The organism is Enhygromyxa salina (assembly GCF_002994635.1).
GTDB lineage: Bacteria > Myxococcota_A > Polyangia > Nannocystales > Nannocystaceae > Plesiocystis > Plesiocystis salina_B.
Map to the genome: position 1 here is coordinate 85,425 of NZ_PVNL01000147.1, position 15,731 is coordinate 101,155.

The following is a 15,731-nucleotide window of genomic DNA, read 5'->3' on the forward strand; positions in this document are numbered from 1 at the left end:
CTAGCATGCGGGAGTGAGCCTCACACTGCGCCCCCATCCGCACCGCGTCGCCCCGGACGGCCCGCTGATCTTCGTGGTCATGGACGGCGTCGGCATCGGTCGCGGCGACGAAGGTGACGCCGTCGCGCAAGCCTACACGCCCACGCTCGACTGGCTTCGCAGCTTGCCCTCGTCGACGTCGCTCGCCGCTCACGGCACCGCGGTCGGGATGCCCAGCGACGGCGACATGGGCAACAGCGAGGTCGGCCACAACGCGATCGGGGCCGGGCGGGTGTTCGAGCAGGGGGCCGCGCTGGTCGAGCAGTCGATCGGCTCGGGCGCGCTGTTCGAGGGCGAGGTGTGGCGGTGGCTGATCGAGGGCGTGCGGGCTTCGGGCGAGCCGCTGCACTTCATCGGTTTGCTCAGCGACGGTAATGTGCACTCGCACATTGATCACCTGTTGGCGATGCTGCGGCGCGCGGCCCGAGACGGGGTCGCGAAGGCGCGTGTGCATGTCTTGACTGATGGTCGCGACGTGCCCGGGCGCTCGGCGTTGGGGTTTATCGAGCGGCTCGAGGCGGTGCTTGGCCAGCTCCGCACGCAGGGGTTCGACTATGCGATCGCCAGCGGCGGCGGGCGCATGTATTTGACCATGGATCGCTACGAGTCCGACTGGGCCATGGTCGAGCGCGGCTGGAACGTGCACGTGCGGGGGCGCGGCCGGAAGTTCGCCAGCGCCAGCGAGGCTGTGAAGACGCTTTATGAAGAGCACCCCGAGCTCGATGACCAGTCATTGCCGAGCTTTGTGATCGCGGATCAGCAGGGCGCAGGCGAGCCGCTGGGTCCGATCCGCGACGGGGCCTCGGTGGTGTTTACGAACTTCCGCGGTGACCGGGCGCTCGAGATCACCCGGGCGTTCGAGCAAGAGGAATTCGAGCCGTTTGATCGCAGCCCTCGGCCGGAGGTTCGGTATGCGGGGATGATGCAGTATGACGGCGATCTTGGCTTGCCAAGCCGGTTTCTCGTCGCGCCGCCGGAGATCGACAACACCATGGGCGAGCTGCTCGCCCGGGCCGGGAAGCGGCAGCTGGCGATCGCCGAGACTCACAAGTTTGGGCACGTCACGTACTTTTGGAACGGCAACCGGAGCGAGCCGTTCGACCCGGCGCTCGAGCGCTATGTGGAGGTGCGATCGGACATCGACCCGCTCGCGGAGCGGCCGTGGATGAAGGCGGCCGAGGTCACCGATGCGCTGCTCGAGCAGCTGCGCGCGCCGGGGCCGAAGTTTGACCTTGCTCGGCTGAACTATGCGAATGGAGACATGGTTGGGCATACGGGGGATCTGCGCGCGACCATGCTCGCGGTCGAGGCTGTGGATCTGTGCCTGGCGCGGCTGGTGCGTGCGACCAAGGTGCTGGGGGGGGTGCTGATCGTGACCGCGGACCATGGGAACGCGGATCAGATGTTTGACGGCGCGGGGCAGGCCCGACAGGTGCGGACCAGCCACAGTCTGAATCCGGTGCCGCTGGTGATCTTTGATCCGCGCGAGGCTGACGGGGGGCCGGTGTTGACGCTGCCCGAGCGGCCGGGGCTGTCGAATCTGGCGGCGACGTCGCTGGCGATCTTGGGGTTTACACCCCCACAGCAGTACGATCCCAGCCTAATCAGCTAGCCAAAAAGGTGCCCCTGCCCGAAGGTCCTGTACATGCTTGTTTGTGCAGGTGAGCTGACGCTCACCTGCACAAACAAGCATGTACAGGACCTTCGGGCAGGGGCACCGCTCTGCACCGAGATCGAAGAGCAGCCAGTCATGGTCCTCGAGCAGCTCGAGGGCTGGACCCTCCGCCAGATGCTCGACAACCGCGTCGCGATACCATGGCGCGAGGCCGTTGGCTACGCCCAGCAGATCGCCAGGGCGTTGAGCGCAGCGCACTCGCACCATCCCCCGGTCATCCACCGCGATCTCAAGCCCGAGAACATCATGTGCCTCGCCGACGGGCGGGTGAAGGTCATGGACTTCGGGATCGCAAAGGTCATCCAGACCCTGGCCGGCTCCACGACCCAACCAGTCGGGACGATGCAGTACATGAGCCCCGAGCAGATCGACGCCGAGCACATCGACGCTCGCGCGGATCTGTTCGCGCTCGGGCTGATCATGTGGGAGATGCTCGCCGGCCGGCCCCCGTTCGCCGCCTCGTCGCCGCGGCTGCTGTTCGACAAGCTGTGCAACCACGCGACGCCGACGTTGCCGGACCACGCCCGCGAGGGGCTGCCCCCGGTGCTCGAGCAGCTGATCTACCGGATGCTCGAGAAGGACCGGCGCGCGCGGCCGTCGAGCGCGATCGAGATCATCGCCTCGCTGCAGGCCTTCGTCGATCCCAGGTCCGCCACGCCCGTGAGCGCCCCGCCGCCACGCGTGAGCACGCAGCCAAAACCGCCCCCCGTCGACCCCGCGCTCAACACCGCGCAGATCGTCCACAGCCCACGCAAGGGTCCGTTTCGGGCTCAGGTGGACGAGGCAAAGGAGATCGTGGAAGACGCCGCCGACCTGGTCCAGCGGTTTAGTCAGACGACCGCGACCTTGATCGTGCAAAGCCTCGTCGCGCTGCTGCTGTTCCCCGCGGCGGCGGTGATCTTCGTGGGGATTCCGCTCGCGCTCGCGACGATCGACGTGCGCTTGCTCGAAGAAGCGGGAACGCGGCTGCAATGGCGCGACATCGAGTCACTCGTCACGCTCGAGCTCACGCTGCTGCCCGTGCTCGGCTCGGCGGTGATCTTCGTGCGCGCGTGCTGGGCTCACCGCCGTCCGCCGAGCCAGGGTGGTGGCACCGCGCTGCGACTGTGGTTGATCGTGGGCGGGCTCTGCATCGCGTGCAGCGTGGCGACGACCGCGATGCAGCTGAGCGGCAGCGATCTCCTCCCATCGATCCACTACGCGTGTATCGCAAGCAGCTTCATGTGGCTGATGCTCTCGCTGTGTTGGGCAACCGGCCGCGTGGTCTCGCGCCTGCTCGGGCGGATCGAACGCAACCGAGCTTACACGGCTGGAGCTGCTGGGTTGCTCGCCCGTGCAGACCTGCGTGGTATCGTGGCTAGGCCTCACCGGCCCCCACGCTCCCGAGGGCCCCGAGAGCCCCGAGAGCCCCGAGAGCCCCGAGAGCCCCGATCATGACCGCTGCCCGCACCCCGTGGCCGTTGAGGATCGCGCTGATCCTGAGCCAGATCACCCTGCTGTCCGTGGCCTCGTGCGCTCCCAATAGTGAGCCCGACGCGCTCACGGTGACCGAAGCCCTGTTCGCCTGCGAGCTGATCACCGAGGGGCAGCTCGGCGGATTGGGGACCCCACGAGACCCCTACGAGACCTGCGCCGCGCAGTGCGTCGCAGCTAGCGACTGCGAGGCGCTCGCGCGCCTGGTGTGTGGCGGCGGCCAGGGCCTGGTCGACGCTTGTTACATGCAGTGCTTGCAGCCGCAGGGCCACGCGTGCGGCGGCCAGCTGTTCCCGCCCAAGTATGTGTGCGACGGCTACAACGACTGCATGGACGGCTCTGATGAGGCCGACTGCCCGCCCGCCTTCGTCTGCGACGACGGCGAGTCGCTGCCGCCTGCGTATCGGTGCAATCAAGAGCTCGACTGCGATGACGGCTCGGACGAGACCGACTGCCCCACGACCACGACCTTCACCTGCGCCAACGGTGAGCGAATCCCAGCCAGCTTTGTGTGCAACTTCAGCGAAGACTGCGAAGACGGGTCGGACGAGGCCAGTGAGCTCGGCTGCGTGCAGCTGACTTGCCCGCCGTGACCCGTCAGCAGGAAATCGCCTGTGGATGGCTCAGACGCCCGGCGAGACCGGATCCATGCAGGCGGTCACCAAGTCCAGCCGCAGCTTGGGCAAGCGTCCACGTCGGCGCCGATCCTGGTCCCACATTCGAAGCAGTCCATGGCGTCCTCGCCCCGTTCACCCCGCACGAGCACGGTCTCGCAAGATCCACAGCGATGGACGACGCGCCCGAGCAGCGCGGGCGTGGCCTCGCCGGTCTGCCCGTCCACAAAGTAGACCTGAGCGCCGAGACCATGGTCGCCGGTCAACACACGGACCGCGGCCCGCGTTCGCTGCTCGAGCCGTCCTCGCGACATGGCGCACTGGCATACCGGACAGTACATGAGCGCCAGGCTAGCACCGTCGAGATCGTCTGGTGGTCCGAGGCCCACCGCTGAATTGGTTGGCGGAGGCTGGATCCCGCGGCCGGGCAAGATCGACTACCATCACCCCAATGGCTTCGCCCGCTCGGTACCTCTCGATCTGCCTCGTCACAGGACTCCCGCTCGCGTGTGGTGATGATACCCGCGCGACCGACGAGGCCTCGGAACAGGGAATCTCGACCAGCGATACGGCCGAGACCGCCGACAGTGGTGACGGCGACCACGGCGACGGCGACGGCGACGGCGACCCCGGCGACGGTGATGGCGACTGCGCGGATCCATGTGGTGACGAGTGCTGCGGGGAGCAGGAGTCCTGCGACCTGAACAGCGGCACGTGCAAGCTCGACTGCGGCGACGACGAGCCCTGTGGTGGCGATCCAGCGATGTGCTGTGAGGAGGGGCAGCTGTGCTACGGCGGCGGCTGCATCGTGCCCGGCGATCCCTGCCAGGTCGGCGTGTGCGCGACGGACACGGACACCGGCTGCGGTCCAACCGAAATCTGTGATCCCGACCTCGGCCTGTGCGTCCCCAATCTCGCCGACAACGGCTGCACGTATCAGCCGGAACCCGGCGTGTTTGATCCAATCCCGCGCTTCACCTGGGGCAGCCGGCAGGCTCGCATGTGTGATGTCGACGCCGACTGCCAAAAAGAAGAGATCTGCGACAACGGCTCGTGCGCGGTGACCTGGCCACACATCGCCCCTGCACAGGACGATCTACCAACCTTCTACCAGGCGGTCTCAACCCCGGCGGTCGGCGATCTCGATGGCGACTGCATCCCCGAGATCGTGTTCAACACCTACCAGAACAGCAGCTACACCGCGAACGGGGTGCTGCGTGCGATCCACGGCGACACCGGCGAGAAGCTGTGGACCTTCTCCGACCCCGACCACGAGTCGGACTCGGGCGCGACCCCGGCGATCGGCGATCTCGACGGCGACGGCTCGCCTGAGATCATCAACCCCGGCGAGGGGGCCTGGCTCTACGCCCTCGACGCGCAAGGCAACTTGCTGTGGAAGTCCGACAGCTACAGCGGCTCGGGCAAGTCGGGCTCGCCTTCGCTGGCCAACATGGACCTGCAAGGTCACGCCGAGATCGTCTACGGCCGCGCGGTGTTCGACTCGAACGGCGCGCTGCTGTGGGAGGGCAGCGACCACAACGGCAACAGCGGCAGCGTCGGCAAGCTGAGCTGCGTCGCCGACGTCGACGGGGATCTCCGACCCGAGGTCGTCGCGGGCGGGACGGCGTACACATTCACGGGCACCGTCGGTGTCGACTTCGACGGCTCGGTCCTGTGGAAGAACGGCGCAGACGGGTACTGCGGCATCGCGGATTTCCAGCTCGACGGGGTGCCCGAGGTCGTGGTCGTGCGCACCGCCACCATCGACGTGCTCGACGGACCAAGCGGCACGTTGTTGGCCTCGATCCCGATCGCGGGCGGCGGCGCCGGCGGTCCACCGAACATCGCCGACTTCGACGGCGACGGGTTCCCCGACATCGGTACGGCGGGCGGCAACAACTACGTCGTCGTGCAGTTCGACGGCGTCGACCAGCTCACGCAGCTGTGGCAGGCCGACACCAAGGACGGCTCGTCCCAGCGGACCGGCTCGTCGGTGTTCGACTTCGACGGGGACGGCCGCTCCGAGGTCGTGTACGGCGACGAGTGGTACTTGCGGATCTACCCAGGCACGGAGCCCGACTGCGACCTGATGATCCCCGGCCCCAACTGCGACGGCGACATGACCGACGCCGAGATCCTGTTCATCGACATCAACTCGTCGCGGACTCGGGCCGAGTACCCGGTCATCGCCGACGTCGACGGCGACTTCAAGGCCGAGATCATCGTCACGACCAACAACGAGTCGAACCAAGGCGCGATCGGTGACGCCGGCGTCGAGGTGTTCGAGGATCGGCTCGACAACTGGGTCGGGACCTCCCCGATCTGGAACCAGCACACCTATCACGTGACCAACGTCGACGCGAAGGGCGGCATCCCGATCGTCGAAGAGAACAACTGGCAGGTCCCGGTCGAGAAACCCGAGAATTCCTACCGTCGCAACGCGCAGGGTGCCGTCGAGAACTGCGCGCCCGACCTCGTGCTCGAGGATCTCGTCCAGGTCGGCGCGTGCGTGAACGACATGATGACCATGCGCGTGCGCGTGTGTAACCAGGGCTGCCTCGGCGTCGGACCGGGCGTGAAGGTGACCTTCTCCGAGCAAGACGCCGGCGTGCTAGGGACAGTCTCGACCGCCGCCGCGATCGTGGCCGGGGCATGTCAGACCGTTCAGCTCACCGTGCCCACGCCGAATGACAGCGCGCCCTACTTCATCAACGCGAGCGTCGATGACAACGGCATGGGCGTCGGCGCGCTCAATGAATGCATCGAGGACAACAATGACGCCGGGCCCGTAGAGTTTTGTGTTTCGATCGGGTGAGGCTGCTGGGCCGCTCGGGCCACTACCTGAGCCTCACTGACTCATCCACGCCACGACCATCGCGTAGGCCGTGTCCTCGCTGACCGCCGCCGGCTCGACCAGGTGCGGGCGCATATACGTGTCGGCGAACGCCCGCCGCCGCTCGCCGGACGCGTTCTCCAGCACCAAGCCCAGGGCCCCGGCCATCGCCAGGATCCGCGGATGCAGCACGCTGTCGCCGTGGGCGAGCTCAGCCTCGACGGCCGCCCACAGCCTGGCCCCATCGCGCCGCTCGACCAGATCCAAGATCTCGACCCCACGCCGAACTTCGGGCGTGACCGCCTCGGACCGCGCCGTCTCGAGCACCTCGGCCCAAAACCCCGTGTCATCCAGCGCGATCCAGGGCGCGGTCGCATGAAACACCCCGTAGACCCCCTCGAACCAGGCCTTGGCGTGAGCCGGATCTCCGGGCTTGGCCGCCAGGTTGTCGCGCTGGGTGTAGTAGCTGTGCAGCGTGCTGGTCCCCGGGTAGGGCTCGCGGTTGTCGAGCTCCCACAGCCGCATCAGGAACAGCGCGCGCTCGGACTCGTGGAGCACGTGCTCGTCGACGCGACGATCCGGGATCCGGGCCAGGTACGGCGGCCGATCGACCCCACCAAGCACCTCGAGCAGCGGCAGCGGGTAGGCGCGCAGCTCGAGCAGCGCCTCGGCCGATCGCTTGAAGAACCGAGCTTGCTCCGCGCCGTTGTCGAGCAGCGGTCGCGCGTCGGTGTTGGGCTGCAGCCCCCGCAAGTATGGGCGCAGCAGCGCCGCGTTGGCGACCTGCAGCGACTGGATCTGGCTGAGCGCCTGGATCCCGAGCAGCGCGGCGTCGTCACGCAGATCCGGCCACGCGAGCGCGTCGGGGTCGAGCTCGCCGACCCCGTCCGGCTGCTGGGAAGCCAGGATCAACCAGTCGCGCCCGCCGACCCGATACACCCGATAGTCCGCGAAGCTCTGGTCCACGGCGGCGAGCACCGAGAGCATCAGCGGGTCCGAGAGCTCGTACCCGTGCACCCACTGACCGAACAGCCCGTCGTCGGCCAGGTAGCGCTTGATCTCGGCGTAGAATTCGATCGTGAACAAGCTCGAGACCCCGGCGACCCACGGGTTCGAGGGCTCCGAGACCACGAGATCGTACTCGGCCTCGGCGGCCGCGAAGTAGGCCTTGGCGTCGTCGAAGATGATGTTGCTGCGCGGATCTTCGAAGGTCCGGCGGTTGACCGGGTGAAACAGCTTGGCGCCCTCGGCCATGAACGGCTCGATCTCGACGGTGTCGAGCCGCTCGAGCGTGGGCGAGGCCAGCAGCGTGTGCGAGGTGACCCCCGAGCCCATGCCGATCGTCGCGGCCAGCCGCGCGTCGGGCTTGCTCAGCAGCGGGATGATCGCCAACAACAGCTGCGTGGGCTCATCGCCGGCCAGCATCGGGCCTTCACTGGGATCGCGGCCCTCGGGCCAGCGGACCGTGTAGATCGACGCGTCCGGCTTCCCATTGGTGAACAGCGTGTGGTAGCCCTCGCGCGCGCTGTCTTCGGTGACGGTGACCGTGGCCGTGCGGCCGTCCTCGTGCAGCGCGACGATGTAGTCGTCGTGCATCTTGACCGTCCCGCGCCGAAACACCCCCGACGCGAGCGTGCGCGGATCGATGTCGAGCACGCCAAACCCGATCACGGCGACGGCGACGGTCGCCAGGGTCGTGGAGGTCACCAGCTTGCGGACCGTGGGGCTCGGACGCAGCGACTGCTCGCGCACGACCAGCCACACCCCCAGGCACATGTCGATCAGCGCGCCCATCACGATCACCGCCTTGATGCCGACCAGCGGCAGCAGCAGGATCCCCGCGCTGGTCGCCCCGATGATCGCCCCGAGCGTGTTGACGCCGTAGACCTTGCCGACCGCAGACTCGGGCCGACCGCGGCGCAGCAGCACATGGGTGACCAGCGGCAAGGTCATGCCCGCGCAGAAGGTCGCGGGCAGCATGATCACCAGGCACACCAGGTAGCGGACCGCGTTGAACAGGTACCACAGCTCGATCGTGCGCTCGCCGTCGAGGTAGTTGACGCTGACCCAGTAGACCCCGCCGATCGCGAGCACGCCCAGGCGGTACAGCGGGATCGTCGCGACCGCGGCCGCGCCCATGATCAGCTGCACGAGCCCCAGCGTGAGCTCGGGCCGCTTGAACTTGTCCATGCGCTTGCGGACCCACAGGCCACCCAGCGCGAGCCCGAGCACGAATACCGACAGCATGACCTCGAACGAGTGCGAGGCCGAGCCGAGCACCATCGAGAGCATCCGGATCCAGGCGATCTCGTACATGAACGAGCTCAGCCCGGTGCCCAGGGCGATCAGCAGCATCAAGGTGAGCAGCGACGGCCCCCGCCCCGCGCTGGCGGGCGCAGGCTTGGACGTGGCTGCGGGCTCATGGTCGTGGTCGCCGTCACCAGCACCAGCGGCGAGCGGCGGATCGGCGTCGCGGCCCCGCTCGCGCAGACAGATCGCCCCGATCACCAGGTTGAGCCCCGCCGCGGCCGCCAGCGTGCCCGGTAACCCCAGCATCGGCACCAGCAAGAAGCCCGAGAGCAGCGCCCCCAGCGAGGCGCCGAAGCTGTTCGAGAAGTACAGGAAGCTGAGGATCTCGCCCGAGCGCGCGCGATCACGTCGCAGGATCCCCACGCTCATCAGCGGGAAGGTCATGCCCAGCAGCACACACGAGGGCGCGATCAACATCGCCGCCGCGCTCCACTTGGCGACCGAGACCCCGCCGCCGCCGACCGCCGGAAACACGACGTCGTAGCAAAACCGCGTGACCCCGTCGTAGAGGTAGGGGAACGCCAGCGCGTAGAGACCGATCAGTCCCTCGATCAGACCGTAGGCGAGCACGGGCTTGTCGATGCGCGCGCTGTAGCGCCCGGCCAGCAGCGAGCCGAGCGACATGCCGCCCATGAACAGCGCGAGCACCAACACCTGGGCCGTCGCCGCGCTGCCGACGAACAGCTTGAGATAGCGCGACCACAGCGACTCGTAGACGAGGCCGCTGATGCCGGAGAGGAAGAACAGGAGGAAGAGATGCCGCGAGCGGCCCATGGCGCGGGAGGATAAGGTTTTTCGCAGGGCAGCACGCCTGGCCTGGCCCGGTGTCCAGTATTTCCCCGATCCACGCGCGCAGGCGCCCGCGCTTGCCGTTTTCTGCCAGCCCGGCCACGATGGCGGTGACCGCTCGCTTGCGTGATTGACGACATGACCAGCCTCAGCCCGACCGGCCTCCAGACCGACCTCTACCAGTTGACGATGGCCCAGGGTCACTGGGCGCTCGGGCGCACCGAAGAGGAGTCGGTCTTTCACCTCGGGTTTCGCAAGCACCCGTTCAAGGCCGGGTTCTCGCTCGCGTGTGGGCTGCAGCAGGCCGTCGAGCTGATCGAGGACTTTGGCTACTCGGAGCCGCAGCTGACCTACCTCTCGCGCTTGACCGGCAACGACGGCAAGCGGCTGTTCGATCCGGGCTTCTTGGAGTGGCTCGGGCTGCTGCGGCCCAGCGTGGATCTCGACGCGATGCCCGAGGGCACCGCCTGCTTCGCTCACGAGCCCCTGCTGCGCGTGCGCGGTCCACTTGGCCAGGCCCAGCTGCTCGAGACCGCGCTGCTGACGATCGTGAATTTCCAGACGCTGATCGCGACCAAGGCCGCGCGGATCGTCACCGCCGCGCGCGGGGGCACGGTGCTCGAGTTCGGCCTGCGCCGGGCCCAGGGGCTCGACGGCGGGCTCTCGGCCAGCCGCGCCGCGTACATCGGTGGCTGCGCCGCGACCTCCAACGTCGCCGCCGGGATGCGCTACGAGATCCCGATCAAGGGCACCCACGCGCACTCGTGGGTCATGTCCTTCGCCGAAGAGACCGAGGCCTTCGCTGGCTACGCCAAGGTCATGCCCAACAACTGCGTGTTCCTGGTCGACACCTACGACACCCTGCGCGGGGTCGATCGGGCGATCGCCGAGGCCGTGAAGCTGCGCGACCGGGGCTTCGAGATGGTCGGGATCCGGCTCGACTCGGGCGACCTGGCCGCGCTCAGCAAGGCCGCCCCCGAGAAGCTCGACGCCGCCGGGTTTCCCGACGCCTCGGTGGTCGCGAGCAGCGACCTCGACGAATACCGGATCACCGCGCTGCAGCAGGCCGGCGCCCGGATCGACGTGTGGGGCGTCGGCACCCGCCTGGCGACCGCCTACGATCAACCGGCGCTCGGCGGCGTGTACAAGCTCTCGGCCCTGCGCGCGCGCGCGGAGCAACCGTGGCGGCGCATGGTCAAGCTGTCGGACACGCCGATCAAGACCTCGATCCCCGGCATCTTGCAGGTCCGCAGGCTCAGCCGCGGTGGGGTCGCGCTGGTCGACGTGGTCTACGACGAGGAGTTCGGGCCACCCGCCGCGGGCGCCCCGGCCAGCGACATCGATCCGCGCAGCGACACGCCGCTGAACCTGCCCGCGGGCGACGACATCACCGCCGAAGATCTGCTGGTCCCGGTGCTGCGCGCGGGCAAGCGCGTGACCGAGCTACCCAGCGCCACGCAGATCCGCGCCTACGCGCAGGCGCAGCTCGAACGCTTGCCGCCCAGCCTGCGCCTGCTCGAGGGTCACACCAGCTACCCCGTCGCCCTCGAGCCTCAGGTCGCCGCGCTCAAGCGCGAGCTGATCGCCCAGGCAGACAAACCCGCCGCCGGCCAGGCCCCTGGCCCGACCTGACAGACCTGATAGAAGCTGACCGTGGCCTACGCCTACGAGTACCCCCGCCCCGCGCTGACCGTCGACTGCGTGGTCTTTGGCCTCGACGAGGGCGAGCTCGAGGTCTTGCTGATCCGCCGCGGGATCGAGCCCTTCGCCAACCGCTGGGCGCTGCCGGGCGGGTTCGTGCGCCTCGACGAGACCCTCGAGGCCGCCGCCCGCCGCGAGCTCGAAGAAGAGACCGGGCTGAGCAAGGTGTTCCTCGAGCAGCTGTTCACGTTTGACGCGATCGATCGTGACCCGCGCGAGCGCGTGATCACCGTCGCCCACTACGCGCTGGTCAAGCTGTCCGATCACAAGGTCCGCGCGGCCACCGACGCCGCCGACGCGGCATGGTTTGCGATCAGTGATCTGCCCGAGCTCGCGTTCGACCACGCGCAGATCTTCGACGTCGCGCTCGAGCGCCTGCGCGGCAAGGTCCGCTACCAGCCGCTGGGGTTCGAGCTGCTGCCGCGCAAGTTCACGCTCACGCAGCTTCAGCGGATGTACGAGGTGATCCTCGATCGCCCGCTGGACAAGCGTAATTTTCGCAAGAAGATCCTGGGCATGGAGCTGCTCGTCGAGCTCGACGAGGTCCAAAAAGACGTCGCTCACCGGGCGGCGCGGCTCTACAAATTCGACGACCGGCGCTATCGCAAGCTGGTCAAGCAGGGCTTCTCCTTCGAGATCTGAGCATGAGCACGAAACCCAAACGAGCGCTGATCATCGTCGACCTGCAGCCCGACTTCTTGCCGGGCGGCCCGCTCGGGGTCTCGGGTGGCGACGAGATCATTCCCACGGTGATCGAGCTGATGTCGCGGTTCGAGATCGTCGTCGCTACCCAAGATTGGCACCCGCCGGATCACGGCAGCTTCGCGGCCAACCACCCGGGCCGCTCGCCGGGCGAGGTGATCGATCTAGACGGGCTGCAGCAGGTCCTGTGGCCGGTCCACTGCGTGCAAGCCAGCGACGGCGCCGAGCTGGTCCCCGAGCTGCGCGCGCTGCCGCCTGGGGCCAAGCTCGACGCGGTGTTTCGCAAGGGCACCGACAGCCAGATCGACAGCTACAGCGGGTTCTTCGACAACGGTCACCGCAAGCCGACTGGGCTCGCGCAGTGGCTCGCCGAGCGCGGGGTCGGCTCGGTCGCGGTGTGCGGGTTGGCGCTCGACTACTGCGTGAAGTTCACCGCCCTCGACGCGCTCGAGCTCGGGCTCGAGACCACGTTGATCCGCGACGCGACCCGGGCCGTGAACCTGCAGCCCGGCGACGACGAGCGCGCGATGCAAGCGATCGCCGCCGCGGGTGGAAAATTGATCGACAGCGCGGCGATCCTGAGTGAGCCTGCAGCGGCCATGCCCGAGTACCCCGAGCCAGAGTTGATCGCCGCGGGCAAGTGGCTGCGCCTGGTTCGGCGCGGGCGCTGGGAGTACTGCCAGCGCACCGTCGGCGGGACCGCAGCGCTGATCGTCGCGGTCACCAGCGACAATGAGCTGATCCTGGTCGAGCAGCCCCGCCCCGCCGTCGCGGGTATGTGCATCGAGCTCCCGGCCGGGCTCGTCGGTGACAACGCCGGGTCCGAGCACGAAGCGCCCGAGCTCGCCGCCGCGCGCGAGCTCGAAGAAGAGACCGGCTACACCCCCACGCGGCTCGAGCTGGTCGCGCAGGGCACCAGCTCGCCCGGGCTCAGCGACGAGCACCTGATCTTCTACGTCGCTCACGGGGTCACCAAGATCGGGCCGGGCGGCGGCGATGCCCACGAAGACATCACCGTGCACCTGGTCCCGCTCGACGAGGTCGAGGCCTGGCTCATCGCGCAGCAGGCAGCCGGGCGGGTGATCGATCTGAAGGTCTGGTCGGGGCTGTACTTCGCGCGCCGAGCCGCCGCGGGCGGCTGAGCCTCCAGTCGCTCGGTTTACGCAAGATTGTCGGCACCCGATGCCAGGTGCAGGTACACTCGTGAGCGCTCATGGTGTCACGCTCGCCTGCTCGGATCGCGCTGATCGCCTCGCTGGGGTGGCTGGTGTCATCTTGCTCGGCCGGCGGCGAGGACGAGGGCGGGTTCTCGACCTTCGGCAACACCTCGTTCACCACCACCGCGAGCACCACCGTCGAGCCCGAGACCACGGGCGACGGTGAGCCAGGTGATGGCGATCCCGACCCCGGTGACGGTGACGGCGACGGCGACCCGCCCAGCTGCGGCGACGGGCTGGTCGACCCGACCGAAGCTTGTGACGGCAGCAACCTGGCCGGCGAGACCTGCGTGTCGCTTGGCTACGCGAGCGGCACCCTCGGCTGCGCGCCCAACTGCGCAGACTTCGACGTCAGCGGCTGTTCATCGGCGACCTGTGGCAACGCGGTGATCGACGACGGCGAGCTGTGTGACGGGCCCGAGCTGCAGGGCCAGACCTGCGCGAGCATTGGGTTCGCGGGCGGGCAGCTGGGCTGCAACCCCAACTGCCTGTCGTTCGACGTCAGCGGCTGCGTGGACGCCACCTGTGGCAACGGCGTGATCGAGGGCAGCGAGGTGTGCGACGGCAACAACCTGGGCGGCCAGACCTGCGCGACCCAGGGCTTCGCGGGCGGGAGCTTGCTGTGCAACGGCAGCTGCACGGGCTTCAACACGGCGGGCTGCACCAACGGCTCGGGCGACTGCTGTACGGACAACGGCTACCCGGGCTGCCAGGTCCCCTCGATCCAAAATTGCGTGTGCGCGCTCGACCCGTACTGCTGCGACACGCTGTGGGACTCGCTGTGTGTCGACGCGGCGATCTTCGACTGCGGCGCGGTCTGCTGAGCTCGATCAGCTGCCCCCCAATCAGGTGGGGCCGCTTGCGTGATCGCCAGATTCGCGCCATGAGTCGCCAGTGCCAGAGGCGCTCGAGCTCGACATTGGAATCGCAAAGCTAGCCGCGCTCGCGTGGGGTCCACCCGACGGGCGGCCGGTCCTCGCCAGCCACGGGTGGCTGGACAACGCCGCCACGATGACCCGCCTGGCCCCGCTGTTGTGCGAGGCCCTGCCGCTGCGGATCGTCTGCCTCGATCTGCCCGGGCATGGATTGTCGGAGCACAAGCGCGGGCCCTATCACTTCATCGACTCGGTCGCCGACGTCATCCACGCCGCCGACGCGCTCGGCTGGGAGCGCTTCTCGCTGCTCGGTCACTCCATGGGCGCCGGGATCTCCACGCTCGTGGCTGGCGCCGTGCCCGATCGGATCGAGCGCTGTGTGCTGCTCGAGGGTCTTGGGCCCATGGCCGACGATCCCGCCCAGGCCGCGCGTCGGCTCGGGCGATCGCTGCGGCTCGAGGCGACCAAGCGTCACAAGGCCAAGCGCTCGTTCGAGCACCCCGACGTCGCCGTCGCCCGACTGCGCGAGGTCGCCAAGATGGACCTCGAGTCGGCGCGGATCCTGCTCGCGCGCGGCCTGGTCCAGCGTGAAGACGGGTGGACCTGGCGGGCCGATCCCAGCTTGCGCCTGGACTCGCGCATGCGCTTGACCGAAGCGCAGGTCCAGGCGTTCTTGCACGCGATCAGCTGCCCGGTCCTGTTGGTCTCGGCCACGGAAGGCTGGCCCCACGACGCCAAGCTCATGCGCGCGCGGGTCGACGCCGTGGCCAACCTCGAGACTGTCCAGGTTCAGGGCCGGCACCACGTGCACCTCGACGATCCCGAGGGTGTCGCGGCGGTGGTGATCCCGTTCGTGAGGCCGCTGCTCGAGGGTGTGAGCGCATGAACCCCGCCCTCGCGTACTGCCCGTTCTACTGCGAAGAGAACATCTGGCAGCTGTGCGGGGACCAGCGTGAGCGCCTGGGATCCAGCCAGGATCGAAAGGTGCTGATCATCAGCAACCCCGCCCGCCGCGTCGCCATGTGGGGCCAGCGAAGCAGCCCCGATCCCGCGCTGCCGGTCGTGTGGGACTACCACGTGGTCATGCTGGCGCGGGGGCCCTCGGGCTGGGAGGCGTGGGATCTCGACGCCGTCGGGCCGGTCCCGCGTCCCGCCGCGCAGTGGCTCGAGGACAGCTTTCGCGGGACCGGGCTGCTGCCGCGCAGCTTCGAGCCCCGGTTTCGAGTGGTCAGCTGCGCGGACTATCGCCGCTACCTTCGCAGTGATCGCCGACACATGCGCGACGTCGATGGCACGCCGATCCAGCCGCCGCCCAGCTGGCCCCCGATCATCGGCGAGTGCCCCCCGGGCACCCAGGACGACGGCAGCAACCTCGACCGGTTCCGGGACTGCGAGGATCGCGAGTTCATCGGCGAGCTGCTGGAGCTGTCTGCGCTGCGTCGGTGGTTGGCCCAGAGCGACGCGGTGGACCGTGCGTAGAACAGCCCCGTGCATCGACCCGCC

At 68.5% G+C, this 15,731-nt stretch carries 12 protein-coding genes; 10 read left to right on the top strand and 2 right to left on the bottom strand.

The window, feature by feature from the left end; all coding sequences use genetic code 11:
• Nucleotides 1–13: 13 nt before the first annotated feature.
• The 3 genes from gpmI to ENSA7_RS40195 are packed head-to-tail and all read left to right on the top strand — an operon-like array spanning nt 14 to nt 3,780.
• Nucleotides 14–1,651 (top strand): 2,3-bisphosphoglycerate-independent phosphoglycerate mutase, encoded by a 1,638-nt coding sequence (gene gpmI / locus ENSA7_RS40185; protein ID WP_244924067.1) that lies wholly within the window; start codon nt 14–16, stop codon nt 1,649–1,651.
• Between the two features lie 33 nt (nt 1,652–1,684).
• Nucleotides 1,685–3,151: a serine/threonine protein kinase gene (locus ENSA7_RS40190; protein WP_106094741.1), complete on the top strand. Its 1,467-nt coding sequence runs from the start codon at nt 1,685–1,687 to the stop codon at nt 3,149–3,151.
• Nucleotides 3,148–3,780 carry an LDL receptor domain-containing protein gene (locus ENSA7_RS40195; protein ID WP_106094742.1) on the top strand — a complete coding sequence of 211 codons (633 nt, stop codon included), beginning with the start codon at nt 3,148–3,150 and terminating at the stop codon, nt 3,778–3,780. Before ENSA7_RS40190 ends, ENSA7_RS40195 begins: the two co-directional genes overlap by 4 nt.
• A 65-nt stretch (nt 3,781–3,845) precedes the next feature.
• Here ENSA7_RS40195 and ENSA7_RS40200 read toward each other — a convergent pair whose 3' ends face one another.
• A complete protein-coding gene (locus ENSA7_RS40200; protein WP_146158704.1) occupies nt 3,846–4,115 on the bottom strand; it encodes a hypothetical protein in 270 nt (89 codons plus the stop codon).
• Nucleotides 4,116–4,252: 137 nt separating this feature from the next.
• On the opposite strand from ENSA7_RS40200, the gene ENSA7_RS40205 reads away from it, so the two are divergent.
• Entirely contained in the window at nt 4,253–6,616 is a 2,364-nt protein-coding gene (locus ENSA7_RS40205; RefSeq protein ID WP_181234598.1) for an FG-GAP-like repeat-containing protein, read from the top strand.
• Nucleotides 6,617–6,649: 33 nt separating this feature from the next.
• On the opposite strand, the gene ENSA7_RS40210 is transcribed toward ENSA7_RS40205, so the two are convergent.
• The gene (locus ENSA7_RS40210) at nt 6,650–9,718 is read right to left on the bottom strand and encodes a spermine/spermidine synthase domain-containing protein (RefSeq protein ID WP_106094744.1); all 3,069 of its coding nucleotides are present in this window, start codon (nt 9,716–9,718) and stop codon (nt 6,650–6,652) included.
• A 153-nt stretch (nt 9,719–9,871) separates the two neighbouring features.
• Between ENSA7_RS40210 and ENSA7_RS40215 the strand changes: the two genes are divergently transcribed.
• The 6 genes from ENSA7_RS40215 to ENSA7_RS40250 all read left to right on the top strand — a co-directional run bounded on the left by ENSA7_RS40215 (nt 9,872) and on the right by ENSA7_RS40250 (nt 15,707).
• On the top strand, nt 9,872–11,365 hold the full coding sequence (locus ENSA7_RS40215; RefSeq protein WP_106094892.1) for a nicotinate phosphoribosyltransferase: 1,494 nt from the start codon (nt 9,872–9,874) through the stop codon (nt 11,363–11,365).
• 21 nt (nt 11,366–11,386) lie between these two features.
• Nucleotides 11,387–12,076, top strand: coding sequence for an NUDIX hydrolase (locus ENSA7_RS40220; RefSeq protein ID WP_106094745.1), 690 nt, complete (start codon nt 11,387–11,389; stop codon nt 12,074–12,076).
• A gap of 2 nt (nt 12,077–12,078) precedes the next feature.
• Entirely contained in the window at nt 12,079–13,278 is a 1,200-nt protein-coding gene (pncA, locus tag ENSA7_RS45650; protein WP_244924068.1) for a bifunctional nicotinamidase/pyrazinamidase, read from the top strand.
• 74 nt (nt 13,279–13,352) lie between these two features.
• Nucleotides 13,353–14,177 carry a hypothetical protein gene (locus ENSA7_RS44795; RefSeq protein WP_181234599.1) on the top strand — a complete coding sequence of 275 codons (825 nt, stop codon included), beginning with the start codon at nt 13,353–13,355 and terminating at the stop codon, nt 14,175–14,177.
• A gap of 70 nt (nt 14,178–14,247) precedes the next feature.
• A complete protein-coding gene (locus ENSA7_RS40245) occupies nt 14,248–15,114 on the top strand; it encodes an alpha/beta fold hydrolase (RefSeq protein WP_106094748.1) in 867 nt (288 codons plus the stop codon).
• The gene (locus tag ENSA7_RS40250) at nt 15,111–15,707 is read left to right on the top strand and encodes a protein N-terminal glutamine amidohydrolase (protein ID WP_106094749.1); all 597 of its coding nucleotides are present in this window, start codon (nt 15,111–15,113) and stop codon (nt 15,705–15,707) included. Before ENSA7_RS40245 ends, ENSA7_RS40250 begins: the two co-directional genes overlap by 4 nt.
• Nucleotides 15,708–15,731: the final 24 nt, after the last annotated feature.